The sequence below is a fragment of the Paraburkholderia sp. NPDC080076 genome, assembly GCF_050281145.1.
Taxonomy (GTDB): domain Bacteria; phylum Pseudomonadota; class Gammaproteobacteria; order Burkholderiales; family Burkholderiaceae; genus Paraburkholderia.
Map to the genome: position 1 here is coordinate 195,077 of NZ_JBNNWQ010000007.1, position 15,229 is coordinate 210,305.

14 protein-coding genes are annotated in these 15,229 nt (G+C 63.0%); 9 read left to right on the forward strand and 5 right to left on the reverse strand.

All coding sequences use genetic code 11. From position 1 onward, the window contains the following. Positions 1-9 precede the first annotated feature (9 nt). From ACQKRQ_RS26725 to ACQKRQ_RS26735, 3 genes are all read right to left on the reverse strand, one after another. Positions 10-2,037, reverse strand: a complete 2,028-nt coding sequence (locus tag ACQKRQ_RS26725; RefSeq protein WP_427480556.1) for an alpha-glucosidase — start codon at positions 2,035-2,037, stop codon at positions 10-12. After that, on the reverse strand, positions 2,034-3,116 hold the full coding sequence (locus ACQKRQ_RS26730; RefSeq protein ID WP_427480558.1) for a xylose isomerase: 1,083 nt from the start codon (positions 3,114-3,116) through the stop codon (positions 2,034-2,036). The genes ACQKRQ_RS26725 and ACQKRQ_RS26730 overlap by 4 nt, the downstream gene beginning before the upstream one ends. A 107-nt stretch (positions 3,117-3,223) precedes the next feature. Further along, positions 3,224-4,045 carry an AraC family transcriptional regulator gene (locus ACQKRQ_RS26735; protein ID WP_427480559.1) on the reverse strand — a complete coding sequence of 274 codons (822 nt, stop codon included), beginning with the start codon at positions 4,043-4,045 and terminating at the stop codon, positions 3,224-3,226. 300 nt (positions 4,046-4,345) lie between these two features. Here ACQKRQ_RS26735 and ACQKRQ_RS26740 point away from each other — a divergent pair, with 300 nt between their 5' ends. Beyond that, entirely contained in the window at positions 4,346-5,101 is a 756-nt protein-coding gene (locus ACQKRQ_RS26740) for a phytanoyl-CoA dioxygenase family protein (RefSeq protein ID WP_427480561.1), read from the forward strand. A 36-nt stretch (positions 5,102-5,137) separates the two neighbouring features. Here the strand turns inward: ACQKRQ_RS26740 and ACQKRQ_RS26745 are convergent, their stop codons facing one another. After that, positions 5,138-5,377 (reverse strand): hypothetical protein, encoded by a 240-nt coding sequence (locus ACQKRQ_RS26745; protein WP_427480562.1) that lies wholly within the window; start codon positions 5,375-5,377, stop codon positions 5,138-5,140. A 288-nt stretch (positions 5,378-5,665) separates the two neighbouring features. On the opposite strand from ACQKRQ_RS26745, the gene araD reads away from it, so the two are divergent. From araD to ACQKRQ_RS26785, 8 genes are all read left to right on the forward strand, one after another. Beyond that, positions 5,666-7,396, forward strand: a complete 1,731-nt coding sequence (gene araD / locus ACQKRQ_RS26750) for an L-arabinonate dehydratase (RefSeq protein ID WP_427480564.1) — start codon at positions 5,666-5,668, stop codon at positions 7,394-7,396. Between the two features lie 12 nt (positions 7,397-7,408). Continuing rightward, positions 7,409-8,221 (forward strand): HpcH/HpaI aldolase family protein, encoded by an 813-nt coding sequence (locus ACQKRQ_RS26755; RefSeq protein ID WP_427480566.1) that lies wholly within the window; start codon positions 7,409-7,411, stop codon positions 8,219-8,221. Between the two features lie 86 nt (positions 8,222-8,307). After that, complete coding sequence (locus ACQKRQ_RS26760; RefSeq protein ID WP_427480567.1) at positions 8,308-9,417, forward strand: ABC transporter ATP-binding protein; 1,110 nt, start codon at positions 8,308-8,310, stop codon at positions 9,415-9,417. Then, complete coding sequence (locus ACQKRQ_RS26765) at positions 9,414-10,346, forward strand: carbohydrate ABC transporter permease (RefSeq protein ID WP_427480569.1); 933 nt, start codon at positions 9,414-9,416, stop codon at positions 10,344-10,346. The genes ACQKRQ_RS26760 and ACQKRQ_RS26765 overlap by 4 nt, the downstream gene beginning before the upstream one ends. Then, the gene (locus ACQKRQ_RS26770; protein ID WP_427480571.1) at positions 10,343-11,182 is read left to right on the forward strand and encodes a carbohydrate ABC transporter permease; all 840 of its coding nucleotides are present in this window, start codon (positions 10,343-10,345) and stop codon (positions 11,180-11,182) included. The genes ACQKRQ_RS26765 and ACQKRQ_RS26770 overlap by 4 nt, the downstream gene beginning before the upstream one ends. Further along, complete coding sequence (locus ACQKRQ_RS26775) at positions 11,179-11,967, forward strand: SDR family NAD(P)-dependent oxidoreductase (RefSeq protein WP_427480572.1); 789 nt, start codon at positions 11,179-11,181, stop codon at positions 11,965-11,967. Before ACQKRQ_RS26770 ends, ACQKRQ_RS26775 begins: the two co-directional genes overlap by 4 nt. A gap of 204 nt (positions 11,968-12,171) precedes the next feature. Further along, positions 12,172-13,245 (forward strand): porin, encoded by a 1,074-nt coding sequence (locus tag ACQKRQ_RS26780; protein ID WP_427480574.1) that lies wholly within the window; start codon positions 12,172-12,174, stop codon positions 13,243-13,245. Positions 13,246-13,302: 57 nt separating this feature from the next. Beyond that, entirely contained in the window at positions 13,303-14,268 is a 966-nt protein-coding gene (locus ACQKRQ_RS26785) for a hydroxyacid dehydrogenase (RefSeq protein WP_427480576.1), read from the forward strand. An 88-nt stretch (positions 14,269-14,356) separates the two neighbouring features. Here the strand turns inward: ACQKRQ_RS26785 and ACQKRQ_RS26790 are convergent, their stop codons facing one another. Continuing rightward, a complete protein-coding gene (locus ACQKRQ_RS26790; RefSeq protein ID WP_427480578.1) occupies positions 14,357-15,121 on the reverse strand; it encodes a GntR family transcriptional regulator in 765 nt (254 codons plus the stop codon). Between the last annotated feature and the right edge of the window lie 108 nt (positions 15,122-15,229).

Consider the following 15,229-nt stretch of genomic DNA (forward strand, 5'->3'; position numbering starts at 1 on the left):
TCGTCTCTTTTATCGATCCATGCTCGCGGGCAGCGAGAGCAGATAGTCCTGCCAGCGGCTTCCCTGCAAGACAAAAACTGGCGGCTCGCCGAGTTCGGCGCGGACTTCGACGCACATGCCGCCTGCAAATACTTCTCCCGACCAGAGATGGACCCAGTGTGCGCCGGCGGGCAAATACGGATGCCAGGTGCGGGCATCGACGGTATGCACGGGCGCCACCAGCAGCGACTCGCCATACAGGTACTGGTCCTGAATGTCGTAAGTGCTGCGGTCGTGCGCATAGTGCAGAAACAGGGGGCGCTGCAGCGGCAGGCCGCGTTGCGCAGCTTCTTCGACCAGCTCGCGTACATAAGGCGACAGGCCGACGTGCAGGCGCGTCATGCGCGCGAGATGCCGCAACACGTCGACGTCCTGGTAGAACTGGAAGTTCTGCTCGGGCCGGTTGCCTTCGTGCGTGCGCATCATCGGCGTGAACGCGGCCATTTCGGCCCAGCGCTGAAATACCTCTGGCGTGCGCGTGTTGCCGAAGAGACTCGTATAGCCGCCGATATCGCTGTGATGATACGCGTTGCCGAGCAGCCCCGCGGAGAGCGCGGCGCAGATCACCGTTTGCAAGCCGTCGTGACGGCTGAAATCGACCGACTGGTCGCCTGCCCACAACATGGGGCAGTGCGCCTGCACGCCGGTGTAGCCCGAACGCATGAAGAACACGACCTCGCCGGTTTTACCCGCCGACGCGACCGCTTGCGCATTCACCTCGGCCCACTGCGGAGGGAACGCGTTGTGGGCCAGCATCGGATCCGCGCCGCTCGCGAGTTGCGCATCGACAGGCAGGTACTCGCCGAAATCGGCCATCCATCCATCGTGGCCCTGATCCAGCATCTCACGCACGAGAATCCGTTCGCTGAACCAACGCGCGGCGGCGGGGTTCGTGAAATCGACGGTGGCGCACATGAACTCGCCGAAGTCGACGAGTTGTGCGGCGCCGCGCCTGTCGCGCACGAGATAGCCGAGTTCGCGTGCCTCCTTGAACAACTGTCCGTCCTCACAGAGGTAAGGGTTCGCGTAACCCATGAAACGGATGCCCGCGCCGCGCAACGCCCGCACCCAGCGGGCGTGATCCGGATAGCGTTCTTCATTCCAACGCCAATCCCAGAAGAGCCGCGTGCCAAACGATGTCTTGCGCACACCGGCCCAGTCTTCGCACCACAACGCGCTCACTTGCACGCCGTGTTCGAGGGCGAGCGCCAGCACGTGATCGGCATGCCGTCGTCCGTTTTTCAGTCCGAGCACCGCGCCCTGATGTAACCATTCCGGCAGGCGTGGCTGGCGTCCAAAGCGTGTCGACAGGTGCTCGACCAGCGTCGTGAAGTCGTCAGCCAGCGTGAATTCCAGTTGTTCGGGCACGGCCCAGAACTGCAACTCGTGATGCTTCGCGCGACGAAAATCGAAGTCGGCGTAGGTCGTGGTCTGCGCATGCAACGCGTAGCGGCGCGAAGACACGAAAGTGGGTTGCGGATAGTAGGTCTTGTAATAGTCGCCCCCCCCGCCGCCCGCGATTTCGGCCTGCCACGTGATATGAGTCGACTTGTCCCGGCCGACGCCTGGCTCCGAGGTCCAGAGTGGAAAGTGCCGTCCGCGCAGATTGAAGTAGGAGAACTGTTCACCGCAGCCCCATACGTATTCATCGGCCTCCGCGGGTACGCGCCACCAGAGGCGGTTGATACGCGCATCGTGTGACTGGAGGCGAAGATGCACGCCTGTTTCCACTGGAACTATCTCGACGCTCAGAACAACGGGGCTGTCCGTGCTCATGGAGAAATCGATGCATTCGCGACCGTTGCGCCGCTGCTGCCGCGCGGCGCGCAACGCGATCTTCTCCTCGAGATCGTCGCGCAAATCGGCGTGGCCCTTGCGTGTCTTCACGACCGCGGTTCCCATGCCGACAAAGCAGCAAGGCCGTGTTTCGTGATGACTGAGCAATACGCGGCCTCCCGCCTCGAGAGTCAGGTTGCCGTGTTCGAACTCCAGTGTCATTGCTGCGCTCCCGTCGTAGCGGGCCGGCCGGCAAGGCCTGGCCCATTGAGCAAGTTATGGCGCGTGTCTGGCGAGACGTCATGCGCCGGGTGGTTGGAACAGGCCGTCCAGGTTTCGCGTAGCCAGCGCGCGCAAGCCACGCTGTCGTCGAACAGCGAATAGCGTGAACCCGCGCCGTAGTCGTGAAACGGCAGGATTTCCGTACTGATGTGTCCGAGCCGGCTCGACGGCCCGCGCGCGTGATGCGCCAACAGCGTGCGCATGACATGCTTCCAGGGCTCGAGTGCCGCTTCGTTCCAGGCGCTATGCCAGGTGTCGGCGGGTGGCCTGCGAAACGGATACTGGATGCCGCGCCCTGGCCGGTCATCGGCGCCGCGGCTCCATACGTTGACGGGATTGTTCGGCACGGCGGGGCGCGCGTGTGCGTGCCCAACAAGGTTGCCGCTGATCCAGCGCTGGATCACGCTGTGTTCATCAAAGGGATCGAGCCGCACGCGGCCCGCCTGCACGTCGGCGAGCATGCCTTGCGCTTGCTGTGCGGCGGTATTGCCGATCTTGTGGATGACATGCGACGGATCGAGCGTGATGTTGAACGGCGCGCCTTCGCGTTCCACGAGCCGCGCCACTTCCTCGACCCGCCCGAAGTGCTCGGACCACATATCCACGTGCACCTCGAAGCACGGCGTCACGCCTACTTTCGTGCCCACGTTCGCGGCGTGCAGGTAGGCGGCCGCGACGCGGGCATTCGATACCGGCACGCCGTTCGCGTCGAGTTGCCGCAACTGAACGTTCTGCACCTTCGCGCCCAGTTCGCTGCCGATGCGCATATGCCAGTCCAGCAGCGGCTCATCGCGTTCGAGCATGTAGATGAATCCGCCTGCGCGCATCGGCAGCTTGTAGCGCTCGCTCATCCGCACATGAAGATCGATCTCATGCGGTGGCGGCGTGCGTTCGTAGTAGTCGAACACGCCGGCCTCGCTGACCATGCGAAAGCGGGTCTCGAGATCGAACGTATCGGCGTCGGTGTGCACCACGCTGTTGCCCGTGATGCCGATGAGAAGAGTGGCGACGTTTGTCATGGATGCATGATCGCCGCTCGGCCGATCATGCGCTGTGCGAATCGTGCTGAGGTGTCGTCACTTGCCGCTGACCCGCTATGCCGCTATGCCGCTATGCCGCCGAGTCTCTATGCCGCGTTGTCGCCCAGCAGTTCGCGCGGCGTCACCCCAGTGGCGTCGTAAAGCACGCGGGCAAATTGCGCATAGCTGCCGAAGCCCGCATCGAATGCAGCTTGCGTCAGGTTGCGACAACCGCCGAGTTGCAGCTGTTCCTGAAAGCGCCGCAAGCGGACATGGTTGCGATGCGCGGAGACAGATCGCTCGACCTGCTCGGCGAACAGATGGCTCAGGCGGCTCGGACTCAGGTGAACCACTTGCGCGAGTTTGGGCAGTGGCGTCGACGGATCCGCATCGAGCAATGCAAGCGCCTTGTTGATGGCGGGATGCATCGGACGGCCGGCACGGCCATCGTGCGCCTCGGTGATGCGGGCGGCCGCATCGAACCACCAGGCGAGCCCGTCGGCATGATGAGCCGGATCGTCTTCGCATTCGGTCAGTGATTGCAGCACGGAAGTCAGATGCGTGCGTTCGCTTTCGCGCAACCTGTGTGGCCGGGCGAACTGCTCGCGCTCGTGCGCCGACGCCGGCACGCGTTGTGTGCGCGACGATACAAACCCGGGCCGGCCGAGGATCACCCACAGCGACATGTCGTCGCTCGCATCGATCAGGAAGTGCGGCTGCTCGGGAAAGAGCCACAGCAGATCGCCGCGCGTCAGGTTCTGGATGCGGTCGTCCACCAGATAGCGGCAGGTGCCGGCCTCGACCAGATTCGCCTCGATCTCGACGTGGCTGTGCGGACTGGTGCGGCGCTTGTAGCGCGGCTGCGCGGCGGGGCTCAACCAGCACATTCCGGATAGCGTGGAAGGGATGATGTCGATGTTCTGAGCCATGTACCGTGTCCTCATTCTGTTCTAACAACAACCAGCTAAGCTCTGCGCAAATCATGGCGCGCGGGCTGATCTCGCGGCCTGGTGCGGTGTTTGCCCGCGAGCCGCCATTGTTCGGGGGCGTCCGCAATTCTGTCAAGAAGGGGAGTACGCGAATACCGGCGAGCCGCAACCCGGCTGATGCCACGACGTACGGGTACACCCTGTACCCAGCAGCAAATGCAGAAACGTCGGTTTGATCGGCAGAGATCGTCGCGAACGTTGGGCCTAATCTGAAGGCTCTTTGACGACAGGAGCGACACGATGCTCAGCCAGGACCAGATCGACAGTTTCAGGAAGAAGGGTTATTGCGTGATCGAGAATGCGATGTCGGAGCAGGAGTTGGAGGGCGCCCGCGAAGCGGCCGACGCCCTCGTGGAAGCAGCCGTGAAAGGACGTCCGTATCCGCCATCGTTCCTGCGCGAAGGCCAGGCGTACAGCGCCATCAGCAAGGGGAACCGGCACTTCTTTTCGAACCGGTGCGAGATCTTTCCCGCGCTCGATCGATTTGTCAAAGGCCAGATGATGGCGGAACTCGCCTCCGATCTGCTGGGGCCCAAGGTCTATTTGTTCAATGAACAGATCGTGGTCAAAGCGCCGCAGCATGGCGACAGTTTCGCGTGGCACCAGGACTCAGGCTATGTGCCGTTCGCGCATCGGCCGTACCTCACGGTGTGGTGCGCGCTCGACCGCTCGACGCGCGACAACGGCACGCTGTTCGTGATTCCGCGCGACATCTCGCAGGATCTCTCCGTGACGAAACACGAGTGGGATTCGAACGGTGCCAATCTGGTGGGTTTTCGCGGCGATGAAGAGGGCGAGGTGATCGAAGTGCCAGCCGGCGCGGCGGTGGCGTTCTCGAGCGTCATGATGCACCGCACGGGCGCGAATCGCACCGCGCATCCGCGCCGCGCGCTGGTTTGCCAGTACACCGCCGAGCCATTGCTGCGCCCCGAAACGGGCCGGCCACACAACCGGGCGGTGCCGATGCCGTGCGCGGCCGGAACCGTGGACGCCTGAAGCGTGGTGAAACGTGTGAACGGGAGGCGCCGCCGCTTATGAGCCGTAATCCGCCGCCGATGCCGGATTGGTTGGACGTGGCAGTCGGGCGAGCCGACGACGCTCGGCTTTGCGTGCGTCGCGGGCAGCGTCTTCACTGTTCGCGGTCCGCACGGCGGAGGCGCCGTTCGCCGCGGCCGGCGGTGACGTGTTGCTGTCGGCGAGAGCCGCGGAAGCGGCGAGACCGAGCGATACCAATAGCACGCAGGAGGGAATGAGACGTTGTCTCGTAGTCATTTTGTGGAACTCCTTCTGGAAAAGGCCGATTTGAGCCGAGCGGCTCATCGGACTTGTGTCGGTTATTAATGAGGGTAGCAATTTTAGTTGCATGATGGCAAGGACCGGTTGCCGGAAGGAAAGTAAAAGACTATTGCGATTCTTGAGCTTAATCAGATAGTTAGATTGGGCTGTATTAACTGATGTGAATGATAAGACTTTAAATTTTTTGTATCTACGAGGTTAATTCGGAGCGTCTTAACGGTAATTGGATGCGAATAAACGGCAACACAATCTAGAGGTAGCCGATTGGACAAGACACTCAGACGACTCGAAGCGTTGCGCAGTCAACGCTGGTTTGCCCCGGACGACATGCGCTCGTTTGCGCACCGGCAGCGGCTTCAGCAAATGGGCTTGCGGCGCGAGGAATTCATGACGCGGCCGGTCATCGCCGTCGTCAATACGTGGAGCGATCTGTCGCCGTGTCATAGCCATCTGCGCGAAACGGCCGAAGCCGTGAAGCGCGGGATTCTGCAGGCCGGCGGCCTGCCGTTCGAGTTGCCGGCCATGTCGCTCGGTGAAGTGATGGTCAAGCCGACCACCATGCTGTATCGCAACTTTCTCGCGATGGAAGTCGAGGAACTGCTGCGCTCGCTGCCGATCGACGGCGCGATACTGCTCGGCGGATGCGACAAGACCACGCCGGGCCTGCTGATGGGCGCATTGAGCGCGGACCTGCCGTGCATTTTCGTGCCGGCGGGACCGATGCTCAACGACCGCTACCGTGGCATGCCCGTCGGCGCGGGAACGCACACCAAGCTGTTCTGGGACGAATACCAGGCCGGCAATCTCCCGCAGAGCGAATGGGTCGCGCTCGAAGCACGCATGACGCGCACGCCCGGTACGTGCAACACCATGGGCACGGCCAGCACGATGACCTCGATCGCGGAGGCGATGGGATTCACATTGCCGGGCGCGAGCAGCATTCCGGCGATGGATTCCGCGCATATCCGCATGGCGTCGGCGAGCGGGGCGCGCATCGTCGAGATGGTCTGGGAGGATCTGCGGCCGTCGACGTTCTTCGGTGCGCAGGCGGTCGACAACGGCATCGTCGCCTATATGGCGCTGGGTGGGTCGACCAACGCGGCGATTCATCTGATTGCCGTCGCGGGGCGCGGCGGCGTGGTGCTCACGCTGGACGACCTCGCGCGCAAAGGCGAGGGCATTCCCGTGCTGGCGAACCTCTTTCCATCAGGCGAGCGCTTGATGGAAGACTTCTATTACGCCGGCGGCTTGCCCGCTTTGCTGCTGCAGGTTCGCGATTTGTTGCATCTGGATTGCCGCGCAGTCAACGGCCTGACGCTCGGCGAAAATTTGGAGCAGGCGCGTTGCATGGACGCGGAGACGGTGCGTCCACGCGGAAATCCGGTCGCGCGCGCCGGCGCACTGGCGGTGCTGCACGGCAACCTCGCGCCGTCGGGCGCCGTCATCAAGCCCAGTGCCGCGAGCGAGAAGTTCCTCAAGCACACGGGCCCCGCACTGGTGTTCGATTCGATGGCGCAGATGAATGCGCGCATTCATGACGAGGCGCTCGATGTCACCGAAAACACCGTGCTGGTGCTGCGCAACGGCGGCCCGCTCGGTGCGCCCGGCATGCCGGAGTGGGGCAATCTGCCGATCCCGCGCAAGCTGCTGGCCGCCGGTGTGCGCGACATGGTGCGGCTGTCGGATGCGCGCATGAGCGGCACGCACTATGGCACCTGCGTCCTGCACATCGCACCCGAGGCGGCGGCGGGCGGGCCGCTCGCACTGATCCGGACCGGCGATATCGTGGAGCTCGACGTGGCCGCGGGCCGCCTCGACATGCGCGTTAGCGAGGCCGAGCTGGCGCGTCGCCGTGCGCAATGGCAACCCGTCGCGCCGCTTTGCAAGCGAGGCTATACGCGGATTTTTCTGAAACATGTCACGCAGGCCCATGAAGGCTGCGACTTCGACTTCCTGATGGGGCGCGAAACCCCGCTCGAACCCACGATTTTTTAAGGAACCAGCGCGATGGATAACACCAGCACACACACGGACCTGAATGGCTTCAGGCGCGCCCTCGCGGCAGACGGCGTGCCGTTGGGCACCTGGCTGATGTCGGGGACCGCGAGCACCGCCGAGGCGCTCGGCCGCGCGGGCTTCGACTGGCTGCTGATCGACATGGAGCATGTGCCGATCGAATTCCGCGACACATGGCAACTGCTGCAGGCGGTCGGCTGCACGCCGGCCATGGCCATCGTTCGGCTGGCGGCGAACGATCCCGTGCTGGCCAAGCGCGCGCTCGACATGGGCGCGCAGACCTTGATGTTTCCCTTCGTCGAAACCGCGGACGATGCGCGGCGCGCGGTCGCGTCGACGAAATATCCGCCGCTGGGCACGCGAGGTTACGCGGCGATGCATCGCGCGAGCGGCTACGGCACGCAGACCTCGTACAGCACCGACGCGAACCGTACGACCGCCTGCATCGTGCAACTGGAAACGCCGGCGGCCATCGAACGGCTCGAACAGATTGCCGCAGTGCCGGGTGTCGATGCGCTGTTCGTCGGCCCGGGCGACCTGTCCGCCGCGCTGGGCAAGATCGGTAATCTGAAGGACGAAGCGGTGCAGGCGCTGATTCGCGAAGCCGCGCGGCGCGCGCGCCGCATCGGCATGCCGATCGGCATCGTGGGACCGACGCCGGAGATGGTCGATTCGTTCGCGCGTGCCGGCTACGACTACGTCGCCATCGCGTCGGATATGGGCATGATGATGCGGCAGGCGGCGGCGTGGCTTGCCGATCTCAAGGGCCGTGCCGTAGCGACGGAAAGCGCCGGGCCGTATTGAGCGCCGTAGGCCTTGCGCAAGCACGGAAAGCACGACAGGCAGCACAACATTGATTCGCGTCCACGAGACGCGAGCGGAGACAAGATATGGCGACAGTGACCTTCAATCGTGTGGTCAAGGCGTATGACGGCAACGCCGCGGTGTTGCACGACATCAATCTCGACGTGAAGAACGGCGAGTTCGTGGTGTTCGTCGGACCGTCGGGCTGCGGGAAGTCGACGCTGATGCGCATGCTCGCGGGGCTGGAAACGATCACGGAAGGCGAGATCATGATCGACGGCAAACGCGTGGACGGTCTGGCGCCGCGCGAGCGCGAGATCGCCATGGTGTTTCAGGACTACGCGCTCTATCCGCACAAGTCCGTCTACGAAAACATGGCGTTCGGCCTTCGTTTGCGTAAAACGCCAAAACTCGAAATCGACTCGCGCGTGAAATCGGCGGCGAAGCTGCTGCAACTCGATCATCTGCTCGAGCGCAAGCCGCGCAACCTGTCGGGTGGCCAGCGGCAGCGCGTGGCGATGGGCCGCGCGATCGTGCGGAATGCCAAGGTTTTTCTGTTCGACGAGCCGCTGTCGAATCTCGACGCCAAGCTGCGCAACGAAATGCGCGTCGAGATCAAGAAGCTGCACCGGCGGCTGGGCGCGACGATGATCTACGTCACGCACGACCAGGTCGAGGCCATGACGCTTGCGGACCGTATCGCGGTGCTGTCGGCCGGCCGGGTCGTGCAATACGGCACCCCCGACGAAATCTATAACGCGCCGCGCACCACCTTCGTGGCGGGCTTCACCGGATCGCCGGCGATGAACCTGCTGGAGCTGGACATCGAGCGCACGCGCGCGCGCGGCCAGGGCATCGACATCGAAATACCGGCCGACGTCCTGGCGAAGCTGAAAGCTGGCGAGCGTCGTCTCACGCTCGGCGTCCGGCCTGAATGCCTGAAGTACGCGACGGACGCCGAAGCGGCCGCACAGGGCGGCGCGTGCCCGATCCGCTCGCGGGTGGTGGTGAACGAGCCGCTCGGCGCCGAGACGCTGTGCACGTTGGATCTCGGCGGCCAGCCGCTGGTGGCGCGACTTCCCGCGGATATCCGCTTGCCGCCCGGCGCCGAAGCCTGGCTCTCCGTGAAGCACGAGAAGACCCACTGGTTCGATACACACACCGGCGCGTCCCTTCAGCCAGCGAGGTCGCGATGAACAGCGTCAGCGTCACGGAAAAACACGCGGAGCCGGAACAGCGGCGCTCGCGCTGGCTCGACCCGTCGGAGAAGCAGCTCGCCTTCATTCTGCTCGCGCCGGCCGCGTTGCTATTGGGACTGATCGTCGTCTATCCGATCGGCAAGCTGCTGTACAACAGCTTCTTCGATATCCGGCTCTCAGGCGGCCTTGCGCCGAGCTTTGCCGGTCTGCGCAATTACGCGGATGCATTGCACGATCCGGACTTCTGGAACGCGACGAAGAACACGTTGCTCGTCACGCTGATCACCGTGCCCGGCGCGTTCCTCGTCGGTCTGCCGCTGGCGCTGCTCGCGAATCTGCCGTATCGGGTGCGCTGGCCGATCCGGCTCGCCTTGCTGTTGCCCTGGGCGTTGCCGCTGGCGTTCTCCGGCCTCATCTTCGCGTGGTTCTTCAACACGGATCACGGCATCGTCAACGACGTGCTGGTGCGGCTCGGCTTCGAGCCGGTGATGTTCCTGCTGAGTCCCGCCTGGGCGTTCGCGGCCGTGTGCCTGACGACGATCTGGAAAACCTCCTCTTTTGTGGCGCTGATTCTGCTCGCCGGATTGCAAACGATCCCGCGTTCGCTTTATGAAGCCGCGGAGGTCGATGGGGCGACCCGGCTGCAGAAGTTCTTTCACATCACGTTGCCCATGCTGGTGCCTTCGATTGTCGTGGCGATGATCTTTCGCACCATCAGCGCGCTGCAAACGTTCGACATTCCCTACACGATGGTGCACGGCGGTCCGGGGAACAGTACGACGACGTTGGCCATGTTGATCAACGCGACCATGATCGACTATCTCGATGTCGGTTACGGTGCGGCGCTGGCGGTATTCATGTTTGCGATCTCGCTGGCGATCAGCGTGTTCTATCTGAAGTTCGTGCGAGGAGAAGGCAGAAAATGAACCAGCTACAAGGACTTTTTAGCGGCGCGCGACTGCGCTGGATCGCGGCGGCGGTCGTGGTGTTCAACGGCTTTTTTCCGACCGTATGGATTCTGCTGACCTCGTTCAAGAGCGAGACGGAACTGGCTCGCACGCCCATCACGTATTTGCCGCATCACGCGACGCTCGCTAATTACGTGCACGCGTTTACGGATCAGCCGCTGCTGGTGTTTCTCGCCAACAGCTTCGTCGTCGCCTTCTGCTCGACGGCGATCGCTGTGCTAGTGGCGGCGTGCGCGGCTTACGCGATTGCGCGCCTCAAACTGAAGTACCGCGGCTTGATCCTCTCGCTGATCATCGCGTCGTCGATGTTCCCGCTCGTCACATTGCTCGTGCCGCTGTTCGAAATCATGCGTACGTTGGGGCTGCTCAACACGTACCTCGCGCTGATCATTCCCTATAGCGTGCTGAGTCTGCCCGTCTGCACGCTCGTGCTGGTGAGCTTCTTCCAGGCGATTCCCGAGGACCTGGAAAGCGCCGCGTTGCTCGATGGATGCACGCGCATCGGTGCGCTGTTTCGCATCGTGCTGCCGTTGTCGGCGCCGGGCGTGTTCACGGCCGCGATCCTCGCGTTCGTAAACTCGTGGGACGAATTCCTGCTGGCGCTTTCGCTCAACTCCGCGCCGGCATTCCGCACGCTGCCCGTCGGCATCACGCTCTACCAGGGTGAGTTCAGATTTCCGTGGCCGCTGATCTCCGCCGCGCTCGTGGTCGCCATTGTGCCGGTGGCGGCGCTGATGGCGATCTTCCAGGAGCGGGTGATCGGCGGCCTCACCGCCGGAGGGTTGAAGGGATGAGCACGACGCGGCAATACACCCTGTATCCGAGCCTGCATCACAAGGCCGTGTTCGTCTCGGGAGGGGCATCCGGTATCGGCGCGGCACTCGTGGACGCGTTCGTTCAGCAGGGCGCGCGAGTGGCTTTCTGCGATATCGACGAAGCGGCCGGCACGGCGCTGTGCGAAACCTATCCGGCCGAGCGGCGCCCCTTTTTCTCGCGCTGCGACGTGCGCGACGTCGCAGCGTTGCATCAGGTATTGGACCGCGCGGCCGACGTGACGGGCCCCATCCGCGTGCTGGTCAACAACGCGGCGCGCGACGATCGTCATGCGCTCGCGGATCTCAGCGAGGCGCGCTGGAATGACCTGCTGGCGGTGAACCTCACGCATCACGTGTTCGCTACGCAACGGGTCGTCCCGGGCATGGCCGGGGCGGGCGGCGGCGCGATCATCAATCTGGGGTCCATCTCCTGGCTACGCGGACGGCCCAACCTGATCGCCTACACGGCTTCGAAGGCGGCGATCAGCGGGATCACCCGCACGCTCGCGCGGGAACTCGGTGAACTCGACATTCGGGTCAACGCGGTTCTGCCGGGTGCGGTCGTAACGGAGCGGCAACAACGGCTGTGGCGCGACGCCGCTGCGGACGAGAGCTTTATCGACTCCCAATGCCTGAAGTTCCGTGTCGAGCCGCATCACGTGGCCAGCATGGTGCTGTTTCTGGCGAGCGAGGAGTCCGCTGCGATCACGGGGCAGAACCTGCTCGTCGATGCGGGTCTCGCCCAGACTTCCGTGGTCGGATGATAGGGATACCAAAGTAACTCGGTGGCGGAGATTTTCTGGTTTCGGGCAATCGCAAGAAAAAGAGGACCGGCTATACCGGTATCGATCTGTGCAGCAGCGCAGGCGAACCAAGGCGGGTGGACGAACGGCCGTGGCGAAAAAGACTGCACTTTTTCTACTGACCGGCAGCGCTACCTTAAAACAATGCATGACAGGAGACATCGAATGAAACAGCACCCGCTGGGGCGTGCCGCGTTGGGGATGGGCTTGATGGTGCTTGCCGGAGCGAGCCATGCGCAATCCTCGGTGACGATTTACGGCATTGTCGACGCCGCAGTCCAGTACGTGAAATACGATCACAGCGTCAGTCCGACTGCGCAGGCCGCCACGGGCAACTTGCAGGCGTCGCGCTGGGGCTTTCGCGGCACCGAGGACCTGGGTGGCGGATACAGCGCCAACTTCATGATGGAAACCAACTTCAACACTTACACGGGGGCGGGCGGCGGCGCGACGCTGTGGGCCCGCGGCGCATCGGTCGGCTTGGGCAGCAAGCAGTACGGTAACCTCGATTTCGGCTACATGTACCTGCCGATCTACTGGACGTTCCTCGGCTCCGACGTCGGCACGTATGGCCTGGCCACCTATTCGGCGATCATCACGCTGGAGCACACCTACACGCTCGGCAAATCCGGCACCGGCGGCTTCTATCCGAACTCGGTGCGATACCGGACACCGAATTACTACGGTCTGTCGTCGGAACTGGGTTACTCGTTCGGCGCGCAGAACGCAAGCGGACAAACGGCTGCCGGCCGCAACCTCGGCTTCAACGTCATCTATTCGCGCAACAGTCTCTGGCTGGCGTATGGTTTCAATCATGACCAGTACTACGCCAACACGACGACGCTAACTGCCTCCGCGCAGATCACACACGTGTTGAGCGCGACGTATAACTTCGGGCCGGTGATACTCGGCGGCAACTACATTTACACGAAAACCACCGATGGCACCAACTTCTTCGCCTCCGCGGAAATGGTCAATGCGAAGATTCCGGTCGGCCCTGGCGACGTGAACATCGGCGTGGCGCGGCGCATCGAAAACAAGGATGCGAGGGCGCTGGCCTATGACCTCGGCTACGTGTACTACTTCACCAAGCGGACGCAACTGTATGCCTACGCCGCATATATCCAGAACAATTCGAAATCGACGCAAGGGTTCGGCTTGTTGAATTCGAACTTCGCGACGATCACGCCGGGCTTCAAGCCCTGGGCTTTTACTGCCGGTCTGCGGACATCGTTCTAAGTTAGTTTCAGTTGTTTTCTTCGAAATGTGTTCTGGCCTATTAAGTAAGGATTCCGTATGAAAAAAATAGTGATTAGCGAGTTTATGGACGCGTCTGCGGTGGACAAGTTGCGAGCCGACTTCGACGTTCAATACGATCCTTCGCTGGTCGATGTCCCGGAAGCCCTTCGCCAGGCGCTGGCGGACGCGCATGCGCTGATCGTGCGCAATCGCACGCAAGTCAGCAGTGCGCTGCTGGATGGCGCGCCGAACCTGCTCGCCGTCGGACGGCTCGGCGTCGGACTCGACAATATCGATCTCGACGCCTGCGCCGGCCGCGGGGTGACGGTCCATCCCGCTACGGGGGCCAACGCACAGGCCGTGGCCGAATACGTGATTGCGTCAGCACTCCTGCTGCTGCGCGGCGTCTATTTCGCGAGCAAGGACGTGACGGACGGACGCTGGCCGCGCACGGCGCTTTCGAACGGCCGCGAGCTGGCGGGTGCCACGCTTGCCGTGATCGGATTCGGCGGCATTGGGCAACTCGTCGCGCGGCTTGCCCGTGGGTTGGGCATGCGGGTAGTCGGCCACGATCCGCAACTCCCGCCGGATGCGCCGTGCTGGCGGGAAACGGGCGCGCACCCGGTCTCGCTGGACGACGCGCTGCGTTGTGCCGATGTCGTCACGCTACACGTACCGTTGTTGCCGGCGACGCGCAACTTGCTCGACAGTGCGCGATTCGCCATGCTCAAGAAGGGCGCGGTCGTGATCAATACGGCTCGTGGCGGCATTGTCGATGAAGTTGCGCTGGCTGCCGCGTTGCGCAGCGGACACGTGGCCGGCGCCGCGCTCGACGTATTCGCCGACGAGCCGCTTGCCGCCGCATCACGACTCGCGGGCACGCCCAATCTGATTCTTACGCCGCATATCGCGGGCTTGACCTTGCAATCGAACGAGCGCGTCAGCTCGTTGGTCGCCGCGCGTATCAAGGCGGCATTGTGTTCGGCGGAACTCGCGTTGACTGAGAAGGAGGGCGGCGGGTAATCGGACGGTTGCCGACGCGTTACGCTGCATCGAAAGCGAAGAGGCGTCACGCCCGGGGTTCGCATCAGGACTAGCTGGGCGCATTGCTTCAGCGAATAGCGCCGTCGTATGGCGGCGTCGGCAACGTGGTTGCCCCGACGTATTCATGCTTCGCCGTATTGACATCGGAGATGCGGAGTTCGACAGGAACTTGCTGGTACGAATACGCGACACGCCGGATCTCGAGCAGCGGAGCGCCGACCGGGACATCCAGCGAGTCGCTCAGGGTGTGATCGGCGACAGTGGCACGCACGCGTTCTTCGATACCGGTGACGTAGACGTGGAAGACGTCCTGATAGAAGTTGTAGAGCGTGTTCGGCCGCTCGCGCAGCGCGTGCTCGGTCAAGCCGCGAAAGCGGGATTCGGCCACGACGATGCGATCGAGCATCACGACTTCGCCCTCTAGCGCGAGGCTATTTGAGAACTTGTAGACCGGTGCGCCGGGTGCGATGGCGAGAATACGCGCGACGCTGGGAGTGGCCTTGGCTTGTTCAAACGATAACAGCTCGACGGTGGGGAAGCGTCTGTCACCTCCCTCTCCGACGACACGAAAGAAGCGGAAAAAATGCCGGTCGCGCTGATGATGAGCCACGAAGGTGCCGAGACCTTGATGCCGCACGAGGATGTTTTCCGCGACCAGTTCGTCGATCGCTTTGCGCACCGTGCCTATTGAGATCCCGAATCGCTCCGCAAGGCGTCGCTCCGACGGAATGGCTTCACCGCCTTTCCATTCCTGGGCGGCGAGTGCCGAAAGCAGTGCGTGTTTGGCTTCCTTGTAGCGCTTTCCACCGATGCCGAGGTTGTCGATTGTCATCTACACGGCGCTCCCGTTGTCGTGAGCTGTTGAAAATTTTTGCCTGGAAGTTTTATAACATACGTGTCATCCAAAACATATAGATGACATGATTGACATGAATGTATC